Here is a 22,038-nt window from a genome sequence, read left to right on the forward strand (position 1 = left end):
CCACGCCGTCGATTGGAACCGTCGGGGACAGCTACGACAACGCCCTGGCCGAGACGGTGAACGGCTACTACAAGGCCGAACTCGTCCGCGGACCCGCACGCACAGGGCCATGGAAGACGGTCGAGGATCTCGAGCTCGCGACGCTCGGCTGGGTGCACTGGCACAACACGCAGCGCCTCCACGGCTACCTCGGCGACGTCCCGCTCGCAGAGTTCGAGAACGCGTTCTATGCTATCCCCAACGACCACAACCTGCTGGTCGGAATCAAATAGCGCGAGTCTCCATCAGACCCAGGGCGCTTCAGCGAGCAGCAGCGGATCGGTTCGCCGCGCTCCTCGGGTAAAGCTTGCCCCATATTTCGCCCCATAGACACAGAAAAGCCCCTGACCTTGAAGCTTTCACTCCTGGTCAGGGGCTATTCTCTCGTGGTGGCGGGTGAGGGATTCGAACCCCCGTAGGCAGTGCCAGCTGATTTACAGTCAGCCCCCTTTGGCCGCTCGGGTAACCCGCCATTGGCCGTGAATCACAACCAGGAATCAACAATACTGCCTGCCGGGCCGGAACGGAAATCCGCGTCGACCAGCCGAGGAGCCCGCCCGCGTGGCAGGATCGAGGGATGACCGACCTCGCCCCGGGCCTCAGCCTCCACCGTCGCCGCGGCATCGCCTGGCTGGACCCCGCCACCCTCTACCGCCTGCTGAGACTGCGGGAGCAGGTCTTCGTGGTCGAGCAGGAATGCGCCTACGCCGAACTCGACGGGCGCGACCTCGAACCCGACACGGTGCAGCTCTGGATCGCCGACGAGTCGGGCGGGGTCGTCGCCACGCTGCGGATCCTGAACGATGACAGCATCGAGGCGGGCCTGCGCCGGATCGGGCGCGTCGCCACCGCCCCCGAGTGGCGGGGCCGGGGCATCGCCGCGGCGCTCATGCGTGCGGCGATGGACGAGTGCGCGGGCCATCCGATGGTGCTCGACGCGCAGTCGCACCTCGCCCACTGGTACGCCCGCTTCGGATTCGAGCCCGACGGCGCGGAGTTCGTGGAGGACGGCATCCCCCACACACCCATGCGACGCGGGTAGACGGCGTCGAGAGGCGCGCCGGGCACGGCACCCGCATCGCGGACCGAGGCGATGTTCGCGACGGATCGGGTGGACGGGCAGTCAGGCGGAACGCCTAGGGGCCCAGCACCCCCAGCAGCTCGTCGATCTCGGGCATCGTCTCGGCCAGGCCGTGCCGGTGGGCCCGCACGGCGACCGACTGCTCGCGCAGCAGGGTGAGCAGCTCGACGCTCCCGGCCATCGTCACGGGCTCCGCCCAGAGCGCCACGCGGTCGAGACCTCCGAGCCACTCCGCGGCGCGCACGCGATCTCCGCCGATGAGCCGCACCCGCTCCGCCGGCACGGATACCGCGCCACCGGCAGCCCGGCCGGCACCACCACCAGCACCCCGGCCCGCACCACCTCCGGCGTCCGCGGCACCCGCGCCACCACCGACGACCCCGTCGGGGCCCCCGCCCTCGACGGGGCGCACCTCGCCGACGGGCAGGAGGCCGTCCGCGGCGACGGTCGGCCCGCCCACCGCGAGCCGCTCGAGCCAGTCGTCGTCGCGCTCGAGCGACACCTCGATGCCCTGCTTCGCGAGGAACGCCGTCACCTCGTGCGGCAGCACCTCACCCGTGGAGACCGAGACGGGCGCCCGCACCAGCAGCGCCGCGGCCACGACGCGCAGCAGTTCCACCGCCCGCCCGCCCTCGGCGAGTCGCAGCTGCGCCGGGACCGGATGGTGCCTCAGCACGTTGCGCTCGACGCCGAGGCCGGCGACGTCGCGCGCCGCACCGAGGGAGGTGCGCCAGACGAGCGCGTCGCCGAGCGCTGCGCGGCGCAGCTCGTCGAACTCCTCGTAGGCGAGCGAGCCCTGCGCCATCTCGATGAGCAGCTGCACCTCCGGGTCGAGGCCGCGCAGGTGCAGGGTGTCGCTGCGCGTCCCGGATCGCGTTCGCCAGGATCCGAGCGGGACCAGCCGGTTCGGCCCGCCGGCGAGCGGGGCGAGGCCCATCGCCTCGCGGTCCCAGCCCCCGCTCGGCAGGCGCTCGATACGCGCCCCCGTGGTGGGCCGGTTGACGACCAGCGACGCCGCCGCAGCGCGGTCGAGCCACGGCAGGATCTCGTCGACATCGAAGGACTGCAGACCGGCGACCTCGCCGCCGCCCACGCGCTCCTGCAGCGCGATCGCCTCGGCCAGCGTGCGGGCGTGGACGATACCGATGACCGGAACTCTGCGGGAGTCCGCCCAGAAGGCGGAGTCGGGGGCCACCCCGATCCGCACGCCGGGGCTCCACAGGCGCCCCGCCTCGTCGAGACGCTGCGGTTCGACGAGCCACTCCTCGCCGCGTCCGAGCGTCGTGAGCGCGCGCAGCCCCGCCTCGTCGGGCGGCGCGGCGAGCGGGCCGAGCCCGAATCCGAGCGGATCCGCGGTATCCGGCCGGGCGGTGTCGCCCACCCGGATCGCCCGCACCGCATCGGCGAGGCCCTCGCGCAGCCGCTTCGAACGGTAGCTGCTGCCGAGGGCCACGACGGCGTGCGCGGTGCGGGGCGCGGCCCCCGCACCGACGAACGCCGAGGCGACGATGTCGCGGATCGCCGCATCGACGTCGCCCGAGGGCGTCACGAGGATCGATCCCGCCGCGTGGAAGCGGCCCTCGACCCGCAGATCGGGCCGGCGGCGGGCCAGGTCGCGAGCGGCCTCCCGATCCCCCAGCACGGTGGCCCGGTCGATGCCGGTGTCGGCCACGAGCGCGGGCAGCGTGCCCTCGGCCGCGGCGGGCACGACCCTCGCGGTACCGCGGGGCAGGCCGGCCGCCTCCCACTCCTCGACCAGCACCCCCGCCGAGCGTTCGAGGGCGGGAGGCACCGCCCACAGCGCCGCGCTGCCCGCGGCGAGCGCGGCCAGCACTGCCTCCGCCTGTACCGAGAGCGGGGTGTGCGCATCGCTGACGACCATCGCCAGGCGGTCCGGGTGGAAGCTCGCGCCCCGCACCGTCGCGAGCCCCTCCGCGAGCTGCGCGCAGTAGCGAGCCGCGTCGACGACGTCGTCGACCTCGGCGTCCAGTTCCCCGATGGGCCGCCCGGTGTCCGCGGCGAGCGCCTGGATCAGCCGGTCGCGGGCCGCGACGGCGCCGAGCGCCGTGCGGCGCAGCCGGGAGGCCCGCGTGGCGTGATCCTGGGCGGACCAGGCCTCGGCGGCCTCCCGCGCCTCGGCCACCGCGGCGGCGGGATCGAGGTCCGCTCGCGAGAGCGCCACGGTCGCGTCGACGTCGTCCGCGGTCGCGGCCTCCTCCGCCGCCCGGCGCAGCAGCGCACGAGCCCAGTCGCGGTTGGCGGCGACCCCGGCATCCGTCTCGGGCTCGTTCGCGAAGCCCGAGGCCGAGACGACGGGCACGCTGCGCTCGGGCACGAGCGTCTCCAGCCGGAGCTCGCCGGTGGATCCGCGGCTGAGGCCGAGCACGGCCGCCGTGAGGCCGCCCGTGTCGAAGCGCGCGGGCTCGTCGGGCCGCCGGTAGAACAGGGCGCTGTCGCGCTCGCTCGGGTCCCACTCCCGCGCGCGCAGCTGCGTGCGGCGGGACGCGGGGAACGGCTTCTCCGCAGCGGCGGCCACGGCCGCGAGGTGCTCCCGCTCGGCGGCGAGCGTCTCCGCGTGGAGGGCCGCATCCTCGGCGGAGTCCCCGGCCGGGGCGAGGAGCGCGTCGAGCCGTCCGAGGGCCGATTCGGGATCGGTCGCCTCGGCCGTGAGGGCGACGACCGCGTTCACCACCCCGCCGAACTCCTGCGGGGCCGTCAGCGGCAGCAGGATCCGGGCCCGCGGCAGCTCCCCCGCGAGGAGCTCGGCGAGGGCGGGGGCGACGCCGCTGCGGAGGCGCACGGCGAGGAGCCCGGAGGTGCCCCGGCGCGCGGCGAGCTCCACGGCGGCGGCGATGAGGTGGGGATCGTCGCTCGCGACCACCGGGCGCAGCGCCGGTGCGCTCGCCGCCTTCAGGGCGAGATCCGCCAGCCGCAGCAGCTGCGCCGAGGTCTCGAGGCGCCCCTCCAGCACCGGCACGGGCAGCCCGCTCTGCAGCGACGAGATGCGCTCGGCGCCCCCGACACCGCCGACCCCGATGACCACCTCGGCGGGCGCCCCGCCCTCGGCGACCCGGTCGAGCGCCCAGCGGGCGAGCCGCTCGAGGATATCCCGCGACTCGGGCAGTTCGGCGAGCACGGCGACGCCGGCGCGCACTCGGCCGAGTTCGGGGTCGGCCAGCGCGCGGATGAGCACCTCGGGCGCGAGGCGGGCCCAGCGCACGCCGTCGGCCTCGAGCGTCACGGCGGTGTCGTGATCCCTCGCCACCTCGAGCACCGGCCGCAGCGCCCGCACGGCCGCCGCGACATCGTCGTGGAACGACCACTCGCTCCCGCCGGGCGCCAGGCGCGCCGGGTCGACGACCAGGTGGGTCACGCCCGGCGACGCGGCGAGCGCGGTCAGGCGCACGACTTCCCGCTCGACCCCCGCGGCGCCGTGCACCGCGTCGCCCCGCAGCGCCAGGTCCGCCCCGACCCCGCCCTCGGTGTACCGGCGCAGCGCGGTCTGGAGCGCGGCGGCGCGCGCGGATCCGCCGTCGGAGGGCAGCTTCGCGGCGAGCACGAGGTGGGAGAGGCGATCGCGCAGGCGGCGTCTCGCCGCGGGCAGCACGGCCCAGGGCAGCCCGAGCGAGGCGATGCCGCCGGCGCGCATCGCGATGCGGTCGCGCACCGGCATCGACTCGGGAAGCTCGCGCGAGACGTCTCGCAGCCCGAGCGCCGAGACGAACGCGTCATCCGATCCGATGACGAGGTCGAGCAGCCGGCGCGTGAAGTCGAGCGCGTCGGCGTCCTGGCGGGCGCCGCCCAGGGGATCGGCGCCGATCCCCTCGCCCGTACCGGATCCGCCGGACCGCAGCTGCTCGATCCACCCGGCCGCGCGGTTCACGGCCGCCTCGGCGATGCCCCCCTCGACGCGCGCGTCGTCACCGCGATCCTCTGCCATGGGCCCACTCTAAGCGGACAGCCCGCCCCGCCACGGCAGGGCACGCGGATGCTCGGCGCGCACCAAGGAAGCGCCCCGGCAACCGGCCTCAGGTCAGCAGCGCCCGGTCGTCGAGCTGCGCGCCCTTGATCTTGCCGAACTCGGCGAGCAGGCCCGCGACCGTGAGCTTCCGCTTGCGCTCCGCGTCGGCCTCGAACACGATCCTGCCCTCGTGCATCATGATGAGGCGATTGCCGAGCTGCAGCGCCTGCTCCATGTTGTGCGTCACCATCAGCGTGGTGAGGCCGCCCTGCGACACGATGCGCTCGGTGAGGTCGGTGACGAGCGCCGCGCGCTGCGGATCGAGGGCCGCGGTGTGCTCGTCGAGCAGCAGGATCCTCGGGTGCGTGAACCCCGCCATGAGCAGCGAGAGCGCCTGGCGCTGGCCGCCCGAGAGCAGGCCGACCTTCGCGGTCAGGCGGTTCTCGAGGCCGAGCTCGAGCGAGCCGAGCTCTTCGCGGAAACGGTCGCGCAGCTTCCGCGTGAGGCTCCTGCCGAGGCCGCGGGACTGTCCGCGGCGAACCGCGAGCGAGAGGTTCTGCTCGATCGTGAGGTTCGGCGCGGTGCCCGCCATGGGATCCTGGAAGACGCGGCCGATGTAGCGGGCGCGCTGGAACTCCCTGAGGCGGTTCACGCGCCTGCCGTCGATCTCGATGCTGCCGGAGTCGACGCCGAGGCGACCGGCGACGGCGTTGAGCAGCGTCGACTTGCCCGCGCCGTTGGAGCCGATGACGGTCACGAAGTCGCCCTCGTCGAGGCGCAGGCTCAGGCCTGCGAGGGCCCGGCGCTCGTTGACGGTGCCCGGGAAGAAGGTCTTCTCGATGCGGTCGATGGAGAGCATGCCGCTACCTCCCCTGGTTCTCGGTCGGGGCCGGATCGGCGGGCGCCCGACCGGCGGGCGCCGGGTCGACGGGCGCCGGATCGGCCGGTGCTGTCGTGACCGCGGCGCTCGTCGCGGGCACGGGGCCGGTCGCCGGATCCGGAACGGGCTCGCGGGGAGGCACGCGCCCGCCGCGCCCCCGCAGCGACGGCACCCGCTTCAGGAAGCCCCAGCGCGGCAGCAGCAGCGCGGCGACGACGAGCAGCGCCGTGACGAGCTTCATGTCGTTCGGGTCAAGGCCCACGCGCATGGCGAAGAAGATGATGAGGCGGTACAGCACGGCGCCCACGAGCGCGGCGAGGCTCGCGACCCAGATGAAGCGCTGGCCGAGGATTGCCTGGCCGAGGATCACGGAGGCGAGACCGACCAGGATGAGGCCGATGCCCATGCTGATGTCGGCGAACCCCTGGTACTGGGCGACCAGCGCGCCGCAGAGACCGACGAGCCCGTTCGAGACGGCCAGGGTGAGGATCGTCGTCCGGTCGGTGCTCACGCCGAAGCTGCGGATCATCGCGGGGTTGTCGCCCGTGGCCTGGATGGACAGGCCGAGGTTCGTCGACAGGAACCAGTCGACGATGAACTTGAGCACGAGCACGGCGAGGGCGATGATCGCGACGCTGCCCCAGGTGCGCAGCAGGTCGGCGTCGTCCAGCGGCGTGAAGACGGTCTCGGCGCGCAGCAGCGGCAGGTTCGCCGCGCTGGTCGCCCCCTCCTTCGCCGTGCCCATGATGCGCAGATTGACCGACCAGAGGGCGATCATGGTGAGGATTCCCGCGAGCAGCCCGTCGATCCTGCCCTTGGTGTGCAGCACGCCCGTGATGGCGCCCGCGACCACCCCCGCCCCGCCGCCGGCGAGGGTGGCGAGGACGGGGTTGTGGCCGTTCGTGATCAGCGCGGCCGCGACGGCGGCGCCCGTGGTGAAGCTGCCGTCGACCGTGAGGTCGGGGAAGTTCAGCACGCGGAAGGTGAGATACACCCCGAGAGCCATCACGCCGTAGATGAGCCCCAGCTCGAGTGCGCCGATCATGCGGTGGTCCTTCGTCTTATGACTTGCGGGAGGCCGAGTTACTCGACGATCTCGGCTTCGTCGAGGATGGAGTCGGGCAGCGTCACACCCATGCGCTCGGCGGCGCCCGGGTTCACGACGTACGCGAACTCGGTGGCGGTCTCGACGGACATCGTCGCGGGGTCGGCGTCCTCGGTGAGGATCCGGAGCGCCATCTCGCCGGTCTGCTTGCCGAGCTCGGTGTAGTCGATCCCGAGCGTGGCGATCGCACCGCCCTCGACGGTGCCGGCCTCGGCCCCGATCACGGGGATCTGCTTGTCCTCCGCGACCTGCACGAGGGACGAGATGCCGTTCACCACCATGTTGTCGGTCGGGACGTAGATCGCGTCGACGTCGCCGAGGGCCTCGGTGGCCTGGGGGATGTCGTTCGCCGTGGTGACGGTCTGGGTGACGATCTCGAGGTCGCGCTCGCCGGCGGCCTCCTCGGCCGCGGCGACCTGCACCTCGGAGTTGACCTCGCCCGAGCTGTAGACGATGCCGACCTTCTTCGCGTCGGGGACGATCTCCTTCAGCAGATCCATCTGATCCGGGATCGAGGCCAGGTCGCTCGTGCCGGTCACGTTGCCGCCCGGCTCCTCGTTCGAGTCGACGAGATCCGCCGACTCGGCGTCGGTGACGGCGGTGAACAGCACCGGCACCTCGGTGATCGCCTGCGCGGCGGCCTGCGCGGCGGGCGTCGCGACGGCGAGCACCAGGTCGAGATCCTCCGCGGCGAAGCCCTGCGCGATCGTGACGGCGGTGGCCTGCTCGCCCTGAGCGTTCTGCACGTCGAACTCGACCGTGTCGCCCTCGACATAGCCCGCGTCGATGAACGCCTGCTTGAAGCCCTCGGTCGCGGCGTCGAGCGCCGGGTGGGGCGCGAGCTGGCTGATGCCGATCGTGAGCTTCTCGGGGCCGTCGCCCCCGCCCTCGGAGGAGCAGGCGCTGAGGGTCAGCGCCGCGGCAGCGGTGAGGCCGGCGAGCGCGAGCGCACGGCGGCGGAACGGAGTCTGTCGCATGTATCAGTCCTTCGCTGGTGGTTCCGCGGGCACTGCCGCCGGAACTTGGCAAGGCAGCGCGAGAACAGCACCGCCCCCAGCATCGTAACCGGCGCGGCGAGTCGCGCCGTGCGCCCCGCCCCGTCTCTCGGACTCCCGTCTGCGCCGAGGCGCCCCTGCCGGGTCGCCGCGCGAGCGCCTCGTCTCCTCCGCCCGCCCGTTACCTGGCCTCGGCCTCGCCGGTCGCCACGAGCACCGCCCGCGCGATCACCGCGTCGCGCATCATGAAGCCCAGCACCGCCGGCGTCGCCTGGGGGTCGACGTCGATGCGCGGCACGTCGAGCGCGTGCACGACGAACCAGTAGTGATGCACCCCGGTGCCCGGCGGGGGCGCCGCCCCCGTGAACGCGGGCTCGCGCTTCTCGTTCGGCATCGCGATCGCGCCCTCGGGCAGCAGGGCGGAGCCCGGCGATCCCGCACCCGCCGGCAGCGCCGTGACGCTCGCGGGGATGTTCGCGACCGCCCAGTGCCAGAAACCCGATCCGGTCGGCGCGTCGGGGTCGAAGCAGGTCACCGCGAAGCTGCGGGTCTCCTCGGGGAAGCCCGACCAGCTCAGCTGCGGCGAGCGGTTCGCGCCGCCGGCGTCCTCGCCGTACAGCTCGTCGGGCAGGGGCTCGCCGTCCTGGATATCGGTGCTCGTGACCTCGAATGCGGGCACCTCGCGCATCCCCGCGTACGGGTCGATCGTTCCGTGGCTGTGCTGCGTCATCGCCGCTCCCTCATCTCGCTGCTGCCGGTCTCCGCCCTTGCGGGTTCCGTTCAGCCTAGGGGCTCGGAGGCGCCGGTTCCAGAGCCGGAGAACCACCCCGGCGGACTATACTTGGGACTTCGGCGATGGTCCTGGCCCAGTCGCGGCGAGGGGCGAGCGAAGCGAGGTTGAGCATGGCAACGACGACGGGCTCGGAGCGGGCAAGATCCACCCTCGCCTTCCTGCGCCGCCACATCACGACCGGCGCCTGGCCGGTCGGCAGCAGGATCCCGATCGAACCCGAGCTCGCCGAGCAGATCGGCGTGGGCCGGTCGACGGTGCGCGAGGCGGTGCGATCCCTCGCGAACATCGGCATGCTCGAGACGCTGCCGGGCCGCGGCACCTTCGTGCGATCCGCCACCCCGACGAGCACGCTGCTCAACGAGTTCCTCAACGACTTCACGCTCGAGGAGATCCTCAGCTATCGCCGGGCGCTCGAGATCGAGGCCGCTCAGCAGGCCTCGATGCACCGCACCGAGGAGGACGTCGCCGCGCTCGAGCGGGCCGCTGCCGAGGAGCGGGGATGCACGCGCTGCCCGGTGCTCGGGCTGGGCGACGACAACTCGGCCTTCGACAGCCGGTTCCATCGGCTGCTCTTCGACGCCGCGAAGAACCGCCTGCTCGCGGCGCTCTACTCCGGCATCAACGACCAGCTGCGCACTCCCGCGCACCGCGGCCGGCTGGCGAACGTCGCGACGGGGGCCGAGATGGAGCGGGATCACGCCCGCGTGCTCGACGCGATCAGGCGCAGGGATTTCATCGACGCGGTGCACTCGATGGCGGATCACGTGGACCATGACGTGGTGATCGTGACGGCGGAGCACGAGGTGGTGCCGCCGCTCACCCGGACCGCCGAGCAGCAGGAGCGGATCGACACCGCGCGCGAGGAGGCGGACGGGCGGCTCGCCCGGAGTTAGCGGGCCGGCGATGCGCAAGCGCGGCGAGTGCGCGGCCCGGAGCACCGACGGACAGGGAATCATCGAGTTCAGGAGGAGGGGTTGCGCATGGGCTTTCGCGGAATCGTGATCGAGCAGACCGTCGACGGAGGCCGGATCCGGGAGCACAGCGCCGAGCTGCGCGACCTGCCCGAGAGCTTCCTCGACGGATCCGGCGGCGACGCCCCCGTCGACGTCGACGTGCTGTACTCGGGCGTCAATTACAAGGACGGCCTCGCGGTGTCCGGCAAGCCGGGGGTCGTGCGCACCTCGCCGCTGATCCCCGGCATCGATCTGGTGGGGCGGGTGTCCGCCTCCGCCGATGATCGGTTCTCCGTCGGAGAGACCGTGGTGCTCACCGGGGGCGGCGCCGGCGAGGCGACCCACGGCGGCCTCGCGGCCCGAGCCCGCGTGTCCGGCGACTACCTGGTCGCGCTGCCGGAGGGGCTGGACGCCCGGCGGGCCGCGGCGATCGGCACCGCCGGTCTGACCGCGATGCTCTCGATCCTCGCCCTCGAGCACGAGGGCGCCGATCCGGAGCGCGGCCCCGTGGTCGTGACCGGCGCGGCCGGAGGCGTCGGATCCGTCGCGGTCGCCGTGCTCGCGAGCCTCGGCTACCGGGTGATCGCCGCGACCGGGCGCGCCGACAGCGAAGCCGAGTACCTCCACCGCCTGGGCGCCGCCGAGATCCTCGACCGCCGCGAGCTCTCCGAGGCGGGGCCGGCGCTGCAGAAGCGCAGCTGGGCGGCGGGCGTCGACACCGTCGGTTCGAACACCCTCGTCAACGTCCTCGCCCGCACGCAGGACGACGGGGCGGTCACGGCGTGCGGGCTCGCTCAGGGGGCCGATCTGCCGGGGACGGTGATGCCCTTCATCCTGCGAGGGGTGACGCTCGTCGGCATCAACTCGGTCACCGCGTCGCGGGAGCTGCGTCAGCGCGCCTGGGAGCGGCTCTCCAGCGACCTTCCCGCCGACCTGCTCGACGAGATGACCACGGAGATCCCCCTCGACGACGTGCCCGCGCGCGCGGAGGCGATCCTGCACGGGAGGGTTCGCGGACGCACCGTCGTCTCCCTGGCGGAGTGAGCGGCGGCGCGGCGCGCTCTACGATGGGGGCATGCACGCCTCAGACCCGGCAGGATCCGCCCCCGGTCCCGTCGTCGCCACGCCCTCCGGCCGCGTGCTGGGCGTCTGGGAGGTCGAGGCGAGGAGTTCCGAAGCCGGCCCCGGCACGAGCTCCGGAGCCCCCTCGCCGGCGCGAGTCGCCGTGTTCCGCGGCATCCCCGTCGCCGAACCGCCCGTCGGGCCGCTCCGCTTCGGGCCGCCGCGCCCACGGGCGCCCTGGACGCAGGTGCGGGACGCGACGTCGTTCGGGGCGACTCCGCAGCGGGGCGACGTCGGCATCACCCTGATCCCGGAGCCCTCCGTGCCGGGCGACGACACCCTCAGCGTGAACGTCTGGACGCCGGCGCCCGAGCCCGGGGCGGCTCTGCCGGTCGTCGTGTGGATCCACGGCGGCGGCTACGTCTCGGGAGCACCGACCAGCCCCTGGTACGACGGGCGATCCTTCGCGCGCGACGGCGTCGTGCTCGTCAGCCTGTCCTACCGCCTCGGCTTCGAGGGCTTCGGCTGGGTCGAGGGTGCCGTGCAGAACCGCGGGGCGCTCGACTGGATCCGGGCGCTCGAGTGGGTGCGCGATCACATCGCGGCGTTCGGCGGCGATCCCGGCCGGGTCGTCGTGGCGGGCCAGTCGGCCGGCGGCGGAGCGGCGCTCGCCCTGCTCGGCGCCCCGGGCGCCCGGGGACTCTTCCACGGGGCCTACGCCATGTCGCCCGCCGTGCCGAACCCCTCGCCGGAGGCTGCGCGGAGGCACGCGAGGCGACTCGCACGGCTCGCCGGGGTCGAGCCCGATCTGGCGGGCTTCTCGAGCGTTCCCGCGGAGCGGCTGCACGCACTGCAGCAGCGGGTGGCGAGTCCACGGGCGCCCCACGTGCTCGGCGATGTGCGAGGCCTGCTCCGCGAAGGCCTCATGCTCGGTCCCGTCGCCGACGGGGAGGTGCTCGAGACGGGCATCTCCGAGGCGGTCGTCCGAGGAACGAACGCCTCGGTGCCGATCGTGCTCGGCACGGTCGACGACGAGATCTGCGGCTTGTTCCCTCCGGGCGGCTTCCTCGACCGCGCACCGAAGCACGCCCTGCTGCGCACGCTCGGCGCCCCCGCGGACGCTGCCGCACGCTGGCTCGCCGCCAACCCCGAGGCTGCAGCCGGCGGCACCGCGGCCATGCTCGGCCGGTACGCGACCGACGCCGTCTTCCGCTCCTGGATCCCCTTCATCGCGGCCTCGCGCGGTGCCGCTGCGCGCGGCGGGGCCGCCGCGGACGTCGCTGCTCGGGACGCCGTGGCCGCGCCGGCCGAAGGACCGGATCCGGGACCCACGTGGACCTACCGCTTCGCCTGGCACGGCGAGGATCCGCCGCGCGCCGGACACTGCATCGACGTGCCCTTCGCGTTCGATCGCCTCGACGGGCCCGGCGTCGACCGGGTGGCGGGGGCTGCGCCCCCGCAGTCGCTCGCCGACGCCGTGCATGGCGCTCTGGTCGCGTTCGCCCGCGACGGGGATCCCGGCTGGGCGCCGAACCAGGACGGCGCGGGACCCAGCCGGATCTTCGACGAGCCCGTGGGCGATCGCGATGACGCGTACGCTGCGGCGCGGGCGCTCCGGCCGGAGGGCTGAGGCGGCCGCACCGCGGGGTCGAGAGGCCCGGAGCGCTACAGCGCCTGCTCGACGTGCGCGCGGAGGGCGTCGCGCACGAAGGTCGCACCGGCGGTGCCGCCGTAGTTCGCGGCGAAGCGCTCATCGACGACGTACATCTCGGCCAGGCCGCGCACGTAGCCGGCGAGGTCGCCTCCCGGAGAATTCACCGGCGTGCCCGGGATGCTCCTCAGCCACTCGACGTGGCGGCGGGCCAGCTCCTGGGCCGCCTCGCCCTCCGGATCCTCGCCCCGCTCTGCGGCGGACGCCCAGTCGGACGACAGCCGAGCGACGCGCTCCTGCCACGCCGCCTGTTCCTCGCTGCCGAGGCTCCGCCACCAGCGGTCGCCCTGGGCGTAGGCGTGCTTGCCCCAGCGCTCCTCCACCTCGTCCTTGTAACGCGTGTGATCGAACCCTTCGAATATGTTCTGAGACATCAGGTCTCCTCTCTCCTCCGTGTGCCTGTCGGTCGTGTCGGGAGCGCGCTCGCCTGCGCGCGCTCCCCCATCGGGATCGACGTCGCCGGGATCGACGTCGCCGGGGCAGCCGCCCTCTGGGCCGACGCCCGCGGCGTCGGTTTCTTCCGTGCCGGCGCCCGGTACGCCTGCCTCGAGCGCGGCGATGGTGCGCTCTACCGCGCCGATCTGGGCGGCGACGCGTCGGGATTCCTGCTCGAGCAGTTCCAGGTGGGCGCGCAGGATGCCGGCTTCGGCGCGCGCGGCATCGGCGGAACCGGCGCTCCGCCCGATCCCTGCCGCAGCCTGGGCATCCTGCGCGGCGAGCACCTCGCCGATCGCGCTCAGGCCGAGGCCCAGCTCGCGCAGCAGCAGGACGCGCTGCAGCCGGACGAGCGCCCGGTCGTCGTAGTAGCGATACCCGTTCGAGCCGATGCGGCTCGGAGGCACGAGACCGACGCGGTCGTAGTGGCGCAGTGTGCGCGAGGTAGTGCCTGCGGCTCGCGCCACGTCCTGTATCGAGTACTCCATCACGCCTCCCTTCGCCGTCACCTACGACGGTAGAGGTTGACGCTGCGTCAATGTCAAGCAGTGGATGAATCCCCTCGACGAACGCGGGAGTCGGTCTGGGCAGCATCACCCGAGCGACGTCGCCGCATCATCCGAACGGCATCGTGTTCGGCAGGATCACCCCACCGAGGCGAGGGCGAAGGGGAGCACGGACGGGGCGCCCGCGCGACGGAGCTGACGGGCCGCGACGGTGAGCGTCCACCGGCTGTCGACCAGGTCATCGACCAGCAGCAGCGGCCCGGGTGCACGGCCGACCACGTCGGCGAGATCGGCGCCGACCGCGAAGCGGTTCCACACGGACGCGAGCCGGAAGGCGCTGTTGCCCCCGGGCCCCGCCACGGGAACGGACGGGTCCATCTCGAGCGCACCGAGCAGCGGCAGCCGGCCGCGCTCCGCGATGGCCGCGGCCGTGCTCGCGACCAGCTGCGGCCGCCCCAGGGAGGGCATCGCCACGACTCCGACCGGGCGCTCGGCCCACGGCCAGTCGCGCAGGGTCGCGATCACGCCCTCGAGCAGCCGGTCGTCGATCGGTCGATCCTCGGCACCGGCCGCGAACACCTCGCGCAGCGCGCCACCCCAGCCGAGATCGGTGAGCCGCGCGACGGCGCGACCGGTCTCGGGCCGTTCATCGGGAGGGATCCTCCCCCTCACCCGCAGCCCGCGCCGATCAGCGCCCGTCGGCCACTGCCCGCGAGGCTCGACCGGCACGCCGACCCGCTCCAGCTGGCCCGCTGCCCGCCGGGCCGCCTTCCCCGACACCTCCGTCGGATACCAGGGGCCGGCGCACACGTCGCAGCGCCCGCACGGCGCCGCGTTCGGATCGTCGAGATCCCGCTGCAGCAGTTCCATGCGACAGCGCTCGCCCCGCTCGTAGTCGAGCATCGACTGCTGCTCGGCCTTCCTGGCTGCGGCGATTCTGGCGTAGCGGTCGGCGTCGTACACCCACGGCCGGCCCGTCGCGACCCAGCCACCGCGCACGCGGCGCACGGCCCCGTCGACGTCGAGCACTTTGAGCAGCAGTTCGAGCTGCGTCCGGCGGATGTCGACGAGCGCCTCGAGCGCCGGAGTCGACATTGGGCTGCGCTCACCGTGTCCCAGGGCGGCGGGCTCGACGGCCGCGCCGGAGGGCTCAGCGGACGAGGAGGGATCCGAGGGGGCTCCGAGCGCGGCGAGCACCGCGGCGGCCCGGTCGGGATCCGGCATCGACGCCGTCGCGAAGTAGTGCCAGATCGCCGTGTCCTCGGGCCCGGGCAGCAGCAGTACGTCGGCGTGCTCGGTGGCTCGCCCCGCACGGCCGACCTGCTGGTAGTAGGCGACGGGCGACGACGGGGCACCCAGGTGCACGACGAAGCCCAGATCGGGCTTGTCGAATCCCATGCCCAGCGCGCTGGTGGCGATCAGCGCCTTCACCTCGTCGGACTTGAGCGCTGCCTCCAGCCGCTCGCGCTCCTCGGTGTCGGTGCGTCCGGTGTAGGCGGCGACCTCGTGGCCCGCGTCCCGCAGCAGCCGAGCCGTGTCCTCCGCGGCAGAGACGGTGAGCGCGTAGACGATGCCGCTGCCCGGGAGGTCCCCGAGGTGGGCGACGAGCCAGGCGAGGCGGTCGCGAGCGGACGGCAGCCGCAGACAGCCGAGTCGCAGCGAAGCGCGGGCCAGCGAGCCGCGCAGGGTCAGCACGTCGTCGCCCAGCTGCTCGACCACGTCGTCGACCACTCGGGCATTGGCCGTGGCCGTGGTGGCGAGCACGGGGACGCTGCGATCGAGCTCGACGAGCAGTGACGCGATGCGCCGATAGTCGGGGCGGAAGTCGTGGCCCCAGTCGGAGATGCAGTGCGCTTCGTCGATGACGAGCAGGCCCATCCGGGCCAGCAGGCCGGGCAGCTGCCGCTCGCGGAACTGCGGGTTGTTCAGCCGCTCGGGCGACACCAGCAGCACGTCCACCTCGTCGGCGGCCAGCCGCGCCTCGACCTCCTCCCACTCGTCGGCCGTCGCGGAGTTGATCGCGGCCGCGCGCACGCCCGCGCGCTCGGCCGCGGCGACCTGATCCCGCATGAGCGCGAGCAGCGGCGAGACGAGCAGCGTGGGCCCCGCACCGCGCTGCCGCAGCAGGGCGGTGGCGACGAAGTAGACCGCTGACTTGCCCCAGCCGGTGCGCTGCACGACGAGCGCGCGGCGGTGCTGGTCGACCAGGGCGCTGATCGCCTCGAACTGCCCCTCGTGGAAGACCGCGTCGTCACGACCGGTCAACCGGCGCAGCAGGGCCAGAGCCCGGGAAGCCGTCGAGCCCTCGGCGCCGGATGGCTGCTCCGGCTGCCGAGCCGCCTGCTCTGGGGTCCGATCCCGAGTGTCCATGCGTTCGATCATGCCAGCCGCCTCGGACGTCCGCGAGGTCGTCCACAGGCCGTTCCTCAGCAGAGCACTCGAAGCGGTGTGTGAGCGGATGGGCGGAGCAGGCCGCGCACCCGCGGCGGCGAGCGCGGCTCGGCGACCGACACCGCCCTCGCCCTCCTCTGGCAGGATGGGCCTCACCGCATCGATCGACGGGAGGGGAACGTGCCCGAAACGCACAGCAGGATCCGGGACGCCGCGGTCGAGCGCGGGCTCGACATCGAGATCGTCGAGCGACCGCAGGCGCGATCCCTCGCCGAGGCCGCGGCGGTGCTCGGCATCGAGCCCGCCGACATCGTGAAGACCCTCGTCGTGAAGCGCTCGGACGACACCTACCTGTTCGCGCTCATCCCCGGAGGGCGGTCGATATCGTGGCCGAAGCTCCGCGCCGTCGTGGGTGTGAACAAGCTGCGCCTGCCCGAGGCGGAGCTGGCGCTCGCGGCGACCGGGTACGAGCGCGGCACGATCACGCCCCTCGGCAGCACGACCGCGTGGCCGGTGTTCGCGGACGAGACGATCGTGGGACGCCGCGTGGCGATGGGCGCGGGCGCGCACGGCTCCAGCCTGTTCGTCGACGCCGACGACCTGATCCGCGCATACGACGCGACGGTCGCCGACATCTCGGCGCCCGAGTAGCGCCTCGCTCCTCACCCCTCGCCCCCTCGGCCCGGTCGCCCGTCAGCGGGGTGCGTACGATTGACGGGTGACCGAGCCCAAGATCCTCCTCTACTACGCGTTCGCGCCCGTCGCCGACCCGGAGTCGGTGCGGCTGTGGCAGCGGGAGCTCTGCGAATCCCTGGGTCTGCGCGGGCGCATCATCGTCTCCAGGCACGGCATCAACGGCACCGTCGGCGGCGAGCTCGACGCCTGCAAGCGGTACCTGCGGCGCACGCGCGAGTACGGGTCGTTCGCCGAGCTCGAAGCCAAGTGGAGCGACGGCACCGGCTTCGATCCCGAGACGCCCGAGCCGCTCCGCGGTGTCGACCGCCGCGCGCCGTGGCGGCGCATCGCCGATTTCCCGAAGCTCAGCGTGAAGGTGCGCGACGAGCTGGTGGCGTTCGGGATCCCCGACGAGACCGAGGTCGACGAGAACGGCGTCGTCGGCGGCGGCGAGCACCTCTCGCCGAAAGCAGTGAACGAGTTGGTCGCCGAGCGCGGAGAGGAGGTCGTGTTCTTCGACGGGCGCAATGCGTGGGAGGCCGAGATCGGGCGGTTCCGCGGCGCGGTCGTGCCCGACGTGCAGACCACGCACGACTTCATCGCGCAGATCGAGGAGGGCGCCTTCGACGAGCTGAAGGACCGGCCCGTCGTCACCTACTGCACGGGCGGGATCCGCTGCGAGATCCTCTCGGCCGCCATGCGCAGACGCGGTTTCGAGGAGGTCTACCAGATCGACGGCGGGATCGTGCGCTACGGCGAGGCCTTCGGCAACGACGGCCTCTGGGAGGGGTCGCTCGCGGTGTTCGACGGGCGCGAGACCGTCGACTTCGCGCCGGGCGCAGCGGTGATCGGCGCGTGCGCGGTCTGCGGGACGCCGTCGAACCGGCTCTCGAACTGCGCGGAGGCGTCGTGCCGCTCCCGGTTCGCGGCGTGTGCGGAGCACGTGGGCGCCCCGTGCCGGGAGCATCACGACTCGGCGGACGCGAAGCGCAGCGGCTCGGCGGGTCGAGAACACAGCGGCTCGGACGCGGAGCGCACCGCCCGCCCGTAGAGCATCGCCGTGCCTCGGAGATTCCGCTTGCGCCGGATCCGCCCCCTTTCGCTCCGACATAGCCGGCATCTCCGACGCACGCGGCTGATGGATCGCGCTACACTCGCTTCCAGTGACACGGGGTGCCGCTGCGCGCAGCAGCGGCTGAGAACACACCCGTCGAACCTGATCTAGTTCGTACTAGCGAAGGGATGTCGCAGTGAGCGATCCTCTTTCCGACCCTGCCCGCACCACCGGCACCGCTGCAACGACCGCACCAGGCGCCGCAGCCGCAGCCGCACCTCCCAGCACCCCACCGCCGGCCGCAGCGCCGCCGGTCACGGGCGGTCTCGCCGATGCGCCCGGTCTCCGCGGGAGAACCGGCGCCCTCCTCGCGGCCGTGCGCCGGGAGAGCCCCCTGACGCACAGCATCACCAACAACGTGGTGCCGAACTTCACGGCGAACGCCCTGCTCGCCCTCGGCGCGGCGCCCGCGATGGTCGACATCGTCGGCGAGGCGGGTCTGTTCGCGGCGGTCGCCGGCGGCATGCTCATCAACCTCGGCACGCCCACGCCCGAGCAGCGCGGGGCGATCCGCGAGGCGGTCGCCGGCGCGACCGCCTCGGGGACCCCGTGGGTGCTCGACCCGGTGGCGATCGGCTCGCTGCCGATCCGCACCGAGCTCGCGCACGAGGTGGCGCAGGCCCGGCCGACGGCGATCCGCGGCAACGCCTCGGAGATCCTCGCCCTCGCCGGCGCGGGATCGGGCGGGCGCGGCGTCGACAGCGCCGACAGCCCCGACTCGGCGGCCCCGGCGGCGCTGTCCCTGGCCCGTCGATTCGGCAGCGTGGTGGCGGTCTCGGGTCCCGAGGACCTGATCACGGACGGCTCCGTCGTGGTTCGCGTCGCCAACGGTCACGAGCTGCTCACGCGAGTGACGGGCGGCGGCTGCGCGCTGGGCGCCGTCATCGCCGCGTTCCTCGCCGTGCGCGGCGAGCGCAGCGCGCTCGAGGCGGTCGTCGCGGCGCACGCGGTCTACGGCGTCGCGGCCGAGCACGCCGCCTCCCGCGCGGAGGGTCCGGGATCCTTCGCCGCGCACTTCCTCGACGCGCTCGCGAACGTGACGCCGGACGAGGCCGCCGCCGCAGCGCGGATCGAGACGGCCTCGTGAGCGCCGCGATCCCGAGCCGCTCCCGCGCCGGGGCACCGGCCGGCAGCCCAGTACCGGCCGGGACCGCGGCGCTCCTCGATCCCTCGGTCTACCTCGTGACCGACCGCGCGCTGTGCGGCGCGCGCGGCGTGGCCGAGACGGTGCGCCTCGCGGTGGAGGGCGGGGTCGCGATGGTGCAGCTCCGCGAGAAGCATGCGAGCCTCGACGAGCAGCTGCGGCAGGTCGAGGAGCTCGCCGTCGCGATCGAGGGCCGGGCGCGATTCGTCGTCAACGACCGTCTCGACGTCGCGGTCGCGGCTCGGGATCGCGGCCTGCCCGTCGACGGCGTGCATCTCGGCCAGGGCGACGAGCAGGTCGGCACCGCCCGCGCGGAGCTCGGCGATGACGCCATCCTGGGCCTCACGGCGAACGCCCCCGAGCACCTCGACGCGGTGCTGCGGCTGCCGAGCGGAACCGTGGACTACCTCGGCGTGGGCGTGATCCGCCCGACCGCTACCAAGCCCGACCACCCGCCGGCGCTCGGCGTCGACGGCTTCGCCCGCTTCGCCGCGGCGTCACCGCTGCCCTGCGTCGCGATCGGGGGCGTGCGGATCGAGGATCTCCCCGAGCTCCGACAGGGCGGGGCCGCAGGGGTCGCCCTCGTCTCCGCGCTCTGCGCCGCGCCCGACCCCGCTGCCGCGGCCCGGCGGTTCGCCGCCGCGTGGAGCCGGGCCATGCCGAGCCGGGCCACGCCGAGCCGGGCCACGCGGAGCCGAGACGCACGGAACGGCGCCGAGGAGGGCGCTCTCCCCAGCCCCGGGTTCGGCGGCGCGGAAGGGGCGCCGCGGTGACCGTCGTCAACGTTCTCTCGATCGCCGGCACCGACCCCACGGGCGGGGCCGGGATCCAGGCCGATCTCAAGTCGATCGCGGCCAACGGCGGCTACGGCATGGCCGCGGTCACAGCGCTCGTGGCGCAGAACACCCGCGGGGTGCGCGAGGTGCACGTGCCCCCGACCGCCTTCCTCACCGCGCAGCTCGACGCCGTCTCCGACGACGTGCGCATCGATGCCGTGAAGATCGGGATGCTCGCGAGCGCGGAGGTGATCGAGGCGGTCGGCGAGTGGCTGCGGCGGGTGCGGCCGCCCGTGACGGTGCTCGACCCGGTGATGATCGCGACGAGCGGCGACCGGCTGCTCGATGCGGACGCGACGGATGCGCTGCGCCGGCTGATCCCGCTCGCCGATCTCATCACCCCGAACCTGCCAGAACTCGCGATCGTGGCGGGGCGGGATCCCGCAGGGTGCTGGGAGGAGGCGCTGGGGCAGGCGCGCCTCGTCGCCGCGGAGGCCGACGTGCGCGTGCTCGCGAAGGGCGGGCACCTGCCGGGCGACCAGACCCCCGACGCCCTCGTCTCGCCGAGCGGCGAGGTTCTCGACTTCCCGGGCGCGCGGATCCCGACCTCGAACACGCACGGCACGGGCTGCTCGCTCTCCGCCGCCATCGCGACGCGGGCGGCTCGGAACGGGGCGGACTGGGGAGGCGCGACCGCCGAGGCGAAGGCGTGGCTGCGCGAGAGCCTGGCCGCGTCGGACCGGCTCGACGTCGGATCCGGGCACGGCCCCCTCCACCACTTCTCCGGCCTCTGGACGAGAGGCGGGCTCGACACCGCGCCCGCGGCACCGGGGGCGCCGGCCGCCGCCCCGACGGCGCCCCCGGGACCGACGGCGCCCACGGCGGAGGCGATCCGCGAGGACTGGTGGGTGCGCATCGCCGGGGTGCGCCGGGAGACGGACGATCTCCGCTTCATCCGCGGCCTCGCCGACGGCACGCTGCCCCGGGAGCAGTTCCTCGACTACGTCGCGCAGGACGCGCTGTACCTCGGCGCCTACGCGCGGGTGCTCGCCCGGGTGTCGGCGCTCGCGCCGTCGGCCGAGGAGCAGGCGTTCTGGGCGAAGTGCGCGCAGGGCGCGATCATCGGCGAGCTCGAGCTCCATCGGGCGAGGCTCGAGGCGGGGCCCGGTGCCGCCGGGACCCGCGATGCGGAGCCCTCGGCCACGACCACGGGCTACATCAACCACCTGCTCGCCGCGAGCACGCGCGGCTACGAGGAGGCCGCGGCGGCGACGCTCCCCTGCTTCTGGATGTACGCGGATCTCGGCGCGCGCCTCACGGGCGGCGCCTTCGGGGAGTTCGCGCGATCCGCCGACCACCCCTACGCGGAGTGGCTCGCCACCTACGACGACCCCGTGTTCGCCGAGGACACCGAGACGGCCATCGGCTTCGTCACCCGCGCCGCGGCCCAAGCGACCCCGGCGACCCGGGAGCGCATGCGGCGGGCGTTCGAGGCCGCGGCGGTGTGGGAGCGCGAGTTCTTCGGGCAGACCGCCGCCGACGCGTAGACGCGCGCCGACCGCCTCACCCGGCGCGGTTCAGCACCTCGCGCGCCCCGCGAATCACGGCGGCGTCGACCATGCGCCCCTCGTCGACGAACACGCCGCTGCCCTCGCGCACCGATCGTTCGAACTCCTCCACGAGCCGTCGCGCACGCACCACCTCTTCCTCGGAGGGCGAGAACACCTCGTTGATGACGGGCACCTGGGCGGGGTGGATCGCGGTGCGCCCCCGGAACCCGAGTGCGAGCAGCCGCGCCGTCGACTCCCTCAACGCGTCGAGATCCCGGAAGTCGGTGGAAGTCGGCGCGACCGGGGCGGCGATGCCCGCCGCGGCGCATGCCACGACGAGCTGCAGCATGAGACCGCGGAACTCCGCACCGTCGAGGTCCCCCCGGAAGCCGAGGTCGCCCGCGAGATCGGCGCGGCCGATCGCCAGCGTTCGCACGCGCCGCATCGCCGCGAGCCGCGGGGCGTCCAGCAGCCCGCGAGCGGTCTCGATGAGCGGCACGAGCGAGATGGATCCGGCCTCGAGACCCGCCGCGGCCTCGTGTCCGTCGAGCAGCGCCGCGACCCGGGCCACCGTGTCGGGCTCGGCCTTCGGCACCATCACCGCACCGATGGACGCGCTGATCGCCGCGATGTCGGCCCCGGGGTTCTCCGCGGTGATGCGCAGCCACACCCGGTCTCGCAGCTCGCGCTGCGAGCGCGAGGCGCCCTGCCCGGCGAGCCACTCGCCGACGGTCGCGCGCGCCTCGGCCTTGCGGGCGGGGGCGACCGCGTCCTCGAGGTCGACGATCAGGCCGTCGGAGCCGCGCTCCCAGGCCTTCGCGAGTCGGTCTGGCCGGTCGCCGGGCACGTAGAGCAGGCTGCGCATCC

General features: G+C 73.9%; 18 protein-coding genes, 1 tRNA gene and 1 riboswitch. Of the genes, 10 read left to right on the forward strand and 9 right to left on the reverse strand.

All coding sequences use genetic code 11. The features are described 5' to 3' along the window. The coding region (locus JD276_RS12010) for an integrase core domain-containing protein (RefSeq protein ID WP_200115901.1) at positions 1–272 on the forward strand (272 nt) is incomplete at its 5' end. Positions 273–426: 154 nt separating this feature from the next. On the opposite strand, the gene JD276_RS12015 is transcribed toward JD276_RS12010, so the two are convergent. Beyond that, a tRNA-Tyr gene (locus JD276_RS12015) sits at positions 427–511 on the reverse strand. Positions 512–616: 105 nt separating this feature from the next. Here JD276_RS12015 and JD276_RS12020 point away from each other — a divergent pair. After that, positions 617–1,081, forward strand: a complete 465-nt coding sequence (locus tag JD276_RS12020) for a GNAT family N-acetyltransferase (RefSeq protein WP_200115902.1) — start codon at positions 617–619, stop codon at positions 1,079–1,081. Positions 1,082–1,175: 94 nt separating this feature from the next. On the opposite strand, the gene JD276_RS12025 is transcribed toward JD276_RS12020, so the two are convergent. From JD276_RS12025 to JD276_RS12045, 5 genes are all read right to left on the reverse strand, one after another. After that, entirely contained in the window at positions 1,176–5,060 is a 3,885-nt protein-coding gene (locus JD276_RS12025; protein ID WP_200115903.1) for a proline dehydrogenase family protein, read from the reverse strand. Positions 5,061–5,148: 88 nt separating this feature from the next. Next, positions 5,149–5,940, reverse strand: coding sequence for an ABC transporter ATP-binding protein (locus tag JD276_RS12030; RefSeq protein WP_200115904.1), 792 nt, complete (start codon positions 5,938–5,940; stop codon positions 5,149–5,151). Positions 5,941–5,944: 4 nt separating this feature from the next. Beyond that, positions 5,945–7,006, reverse strand: a complete 1,062-nt coding sequence (locus JD276_RS12035) for an ABC transporter permease (protein WP_200115905.1) — start codon at positions 7,004–7,006, stop codon at positions 5,945–5,947. A gap of 38 nt (positions 7,007–7,044) precedes the next feature. Then, positions 7,045–8,043, reverse strand: a complete 999-nt coding sequence (locus JD276_RS12040) for an ABC transporter substrate-binding protein (RefSeq protein WP_200115906.1) — start codon at positions 8,041–8,043, stop codon at positions 7,045–7,047. Positions 8,044–8,242: 199 nt separating this feature from the next. Then, the gene (locus tag JD276_RS12045) at positions 8,243–8,791 is read right to left on the reverse strand and encodes a YbhB/YbcL family Raf kinase inhibitor-like protein (RefSeq protein ID WP_200115907.1); all 549 of its coding nucleotides are present in this window, start codon (positions 8,789–8,791) and stop codon (positions 8,243–8,245) included. 173 nt (positions 8,792–8,964) lie between these two features. Between JD276_RS12045 and JD276_RS12050 the strand changes: the two genes are divergently transcribed. The 3 genes from JD276_RS12050 (at position 8,965) to JD276_RS12060 (ending at position 12,499) form a co-directional block, all read left to right on the forward strand. After that, positions 8,965–9,747 (forward strand): FadR/GntR family transcriptional regulator, encoded by a 783-nt coding sequence (locus tag JD276_RS12050; RefSeq protein WP_200115908.1) that lies wholly within the window; start codon positions 8,965–8,967, stop codon positions 9,745–9,747. 87 nt (positions 9,748–9,834) lie between these two features. Continuing rightward, positions 9,835–10,851, forward strand: coding sequence for an MDR family oxidoreductase (locus tag JD276_RS12055; RefSeq protein WP_200115909.1), 1,017 nt, complete (start codon positions 9,835–9,837; stop codon positions 10,849–10,851). Positions 10,852–10,882: 31 nt separating this feature from the next. Continuing rightward, complete coding sequence (locus JD276_RS12060) at positions 10,883–12,499, forward strand: carboxylesterase family protein (RefSeq protein WP_200115910.1); 1,617 nt, start codon at positions 10,883–10,885, stop codon at positions 12,497–12,499. Positions 12,500–12,534: 35 nt separating this feature from the next. On the opposite strand, the gene JD276_RS15970 is transcribed toward JD276_RS12060, so the two are convergent. Then, positions 12,535–13,503, reverse strand: coding sequence for a MerR family transcriptional regulator (locus tag JD276_RS15970; protein WP_233615663.1), 969 nt, complete (start codon positions 13,501–13,503; stop codon positions 12,535–12,537). Positions 13,504–13,659: 156 nt separating this feature from the next. After that, positions 13,660–15,891, reverse strand: a complete 2,232-nt coding sequence (locus tag JD276_RS12075; RefSeq protein ID WP_200115927.1) for a RecQ family ATP-dependent DNA helicase — start codon at positions 15,889–15,891, stop codon at positions 13,660–13,662. A gap of 201 nt (positions 15,892–16,092) precedes the next feature. Between JD276_RS12075 and JD276_RS12080 the strand changes: the two genes are divergently transcribed. The 5 genes from JD276_RS12080 (at position 16,093) to JD276_RS12100 (ending at position 21,168) form a co-directional block, all read left to right on the forward strand. Next, entirely contained in the window at positions 16,093–16,563 is a 471-nt protein-coding gene (locus JD276_RS12080) for an aminoacyl-tRNA deacylase (protein ID WP_307866556.1), read from the forward strand. A 67-nt stretch (positions 16,564–16,630) separates the two neighbouring features. Beyond that, entirely contained in the window at positions 16,631–17,638 is a 1,008-nt protein-coding gene (locus tag JD276_RS12085) for a tRNA uridine(34) hydroxylase (protein WP_200115911.1), read from the forward strand. A gap of 108 nt (positions 17,639–17,746) precedes the next feature. Beyond that, positions 17,747–17,847: riboswitch (TPP riboswitch) on the forward strand. Positions 17,848–18,017: 170 nt separating this feature from the next. Beyond that, positions 18,018–18,788 (forward strand): hydroxyethylthiazole kinase, encoded by a 771-nt coding sequence (gene thiM, locus JD276_RS12090; protein ID WP_200115929.1) that lies wholly within the window; start codon positions 18,018–18,020, stop codon positions 18,786–18,788. After that, positions 18,785–19,618 carry a thiamine phosphate synthase gene (gene thiE / locus JD276_RS12095; RefSeq protein WP_307866558.1) on the forward strand — a complete coding sequence of 278 codons (834 nt, stop codon included), beginning with the start codon at positions 18,785–18,787 and terminating at the stop codon, positions 19,616–19,618. Before thiM ends, thiE begins: the two co-directional genes overlap by 4 nt. Further along, on the forward strand, positions 19,615–21,168 hold the full coding sequence (locus JD276_RS12100) for a bifunctional hydroxymethylpyrimidine kinase/phosphomethylpyrimidine kinase (protein ID WP_200115912.1): 1,554 nt from the start codon (positions 19,615–19,617) through the stop codon (positions 21,166–21,168). The genes thiE and JD276_RS12100 overlap by 4 nt, the downstream gene beginning before the upstream one ends. A 16-nt stretch (positions 21,169–21,184) precedes the next feature. Here JD276_RS12100 and JD276_RS12105 read toward each other — a convergent pair whose 3' ends face one another. Then, positions 21,185–22,036 (reverse strand): HpcH/HpaI aldolase/citrate lyase family protein, encoded by an 852-nt coding sequence (locus JD276_RS12105; RefSeq protein WP_200115913.1) that lies wholly within the window; start codon positions 22,034–22,036, stop codon positions 21,185–21,187. Positions 22,037–22,038: the final 2 nt, after the last annotated feature.

The sequence above is a fragment of the Leucobacter chromiisoli genome (assembly GCF_016522505.1).
In the GTDB taxonomy this organism is placed as follows: domain Bacteria; phylum Actinomycetota; class Actinomycetes; order Actinomycetales; family Microbacteriaceae; genus Leucobacter; species Leucobacter chromiisoli.

Bases quoted from the DNA above. Each gene is read 5' to 3' on its own strand.
- JD276_RS12055 (WP_200115909.1), top strand. From the start codon at position 9,835: ATGGGCTTTCGCGGAATCGTGATCGAGCAGACCGTCGACGGAGGCCGG.
- JD276_RS12075 (WP_200115927.1), bottom strand. From the start codon at position 15,891: ATGGACACTCGGGATCGGACCCCAGAGCAGGCGGCTCGGCAGCCGGAG.
- JD276_RS12045 (WP_200115907.1), bottom strand. From the start codon at position 8,791: ATGACGCAGCACAGCCACGGAACGATCGACCCGTACGCGGGGATGCGC.
- JD276_RS12040 (WP_200115906.1), bottom strand. From the start codon at position 8,043: ATGCGACAGACTCCGTTCCGCCGCCGTGCGCTCGCGCTCGCCGGCCTC.
- JD276_RS15970 (WP_233615663.1), bottom strand. From the start codon at position 13,503: ATGGAGTACTCGATACAGGACGTGGCGCGAGCCGCAGGCACTACCTCG.
- JD276_RS12060 (WP_200115910.1), top strand. From the start codon at position 10,883: ATGCACGCCTCAGACCCGGCAGGATCCGCCCCCGGTCCCGTCGTCGCC.
- JD276_RS12025 (WP_200115903.1), bottom strand. From the start codon at position 5,060: ATGGCAGAGGATCGCGGTGACGACGCGCGCGTCGAGGGGGGCATCGCC.
- JD276_RS12105 (WP_200115913.1), bottom strand. From the start codon at position 22,036: ATGCGCAGCCTGCTCTACGTGCCCGGCGACCGGCCAGACCGACTCGCG.
- JD276_RS12035 (WP_200115905.1), bottom strand. From the start codon at position 7,006: ATGATCGGCGCACTCGAGCTGGGGCTCATCTACGGCGTGATGGCTCTC.
- JD276_RS12020 (WP_200115902.1), top strand. From the start codon at position 617: ATGACCGACCTCGCCCCGGGCCTCAGCCTCCACCGTCGCCGCGGCATC.
- JD276_RS12050 (WP_200115908.1), top strand. From the start codon at position 8,965: ATGGCAACGACGACGGGCTCGGAGCGGGCAAGATCCACCCTCGCCTTC.
- JD276_RS12030 (WP_200115904.1), bottom strand. From the start codon at position 5,940: ATGCTCTCCATCGACCGCATCGAGAAGACCTTCTTCCCGGGCACCGTC.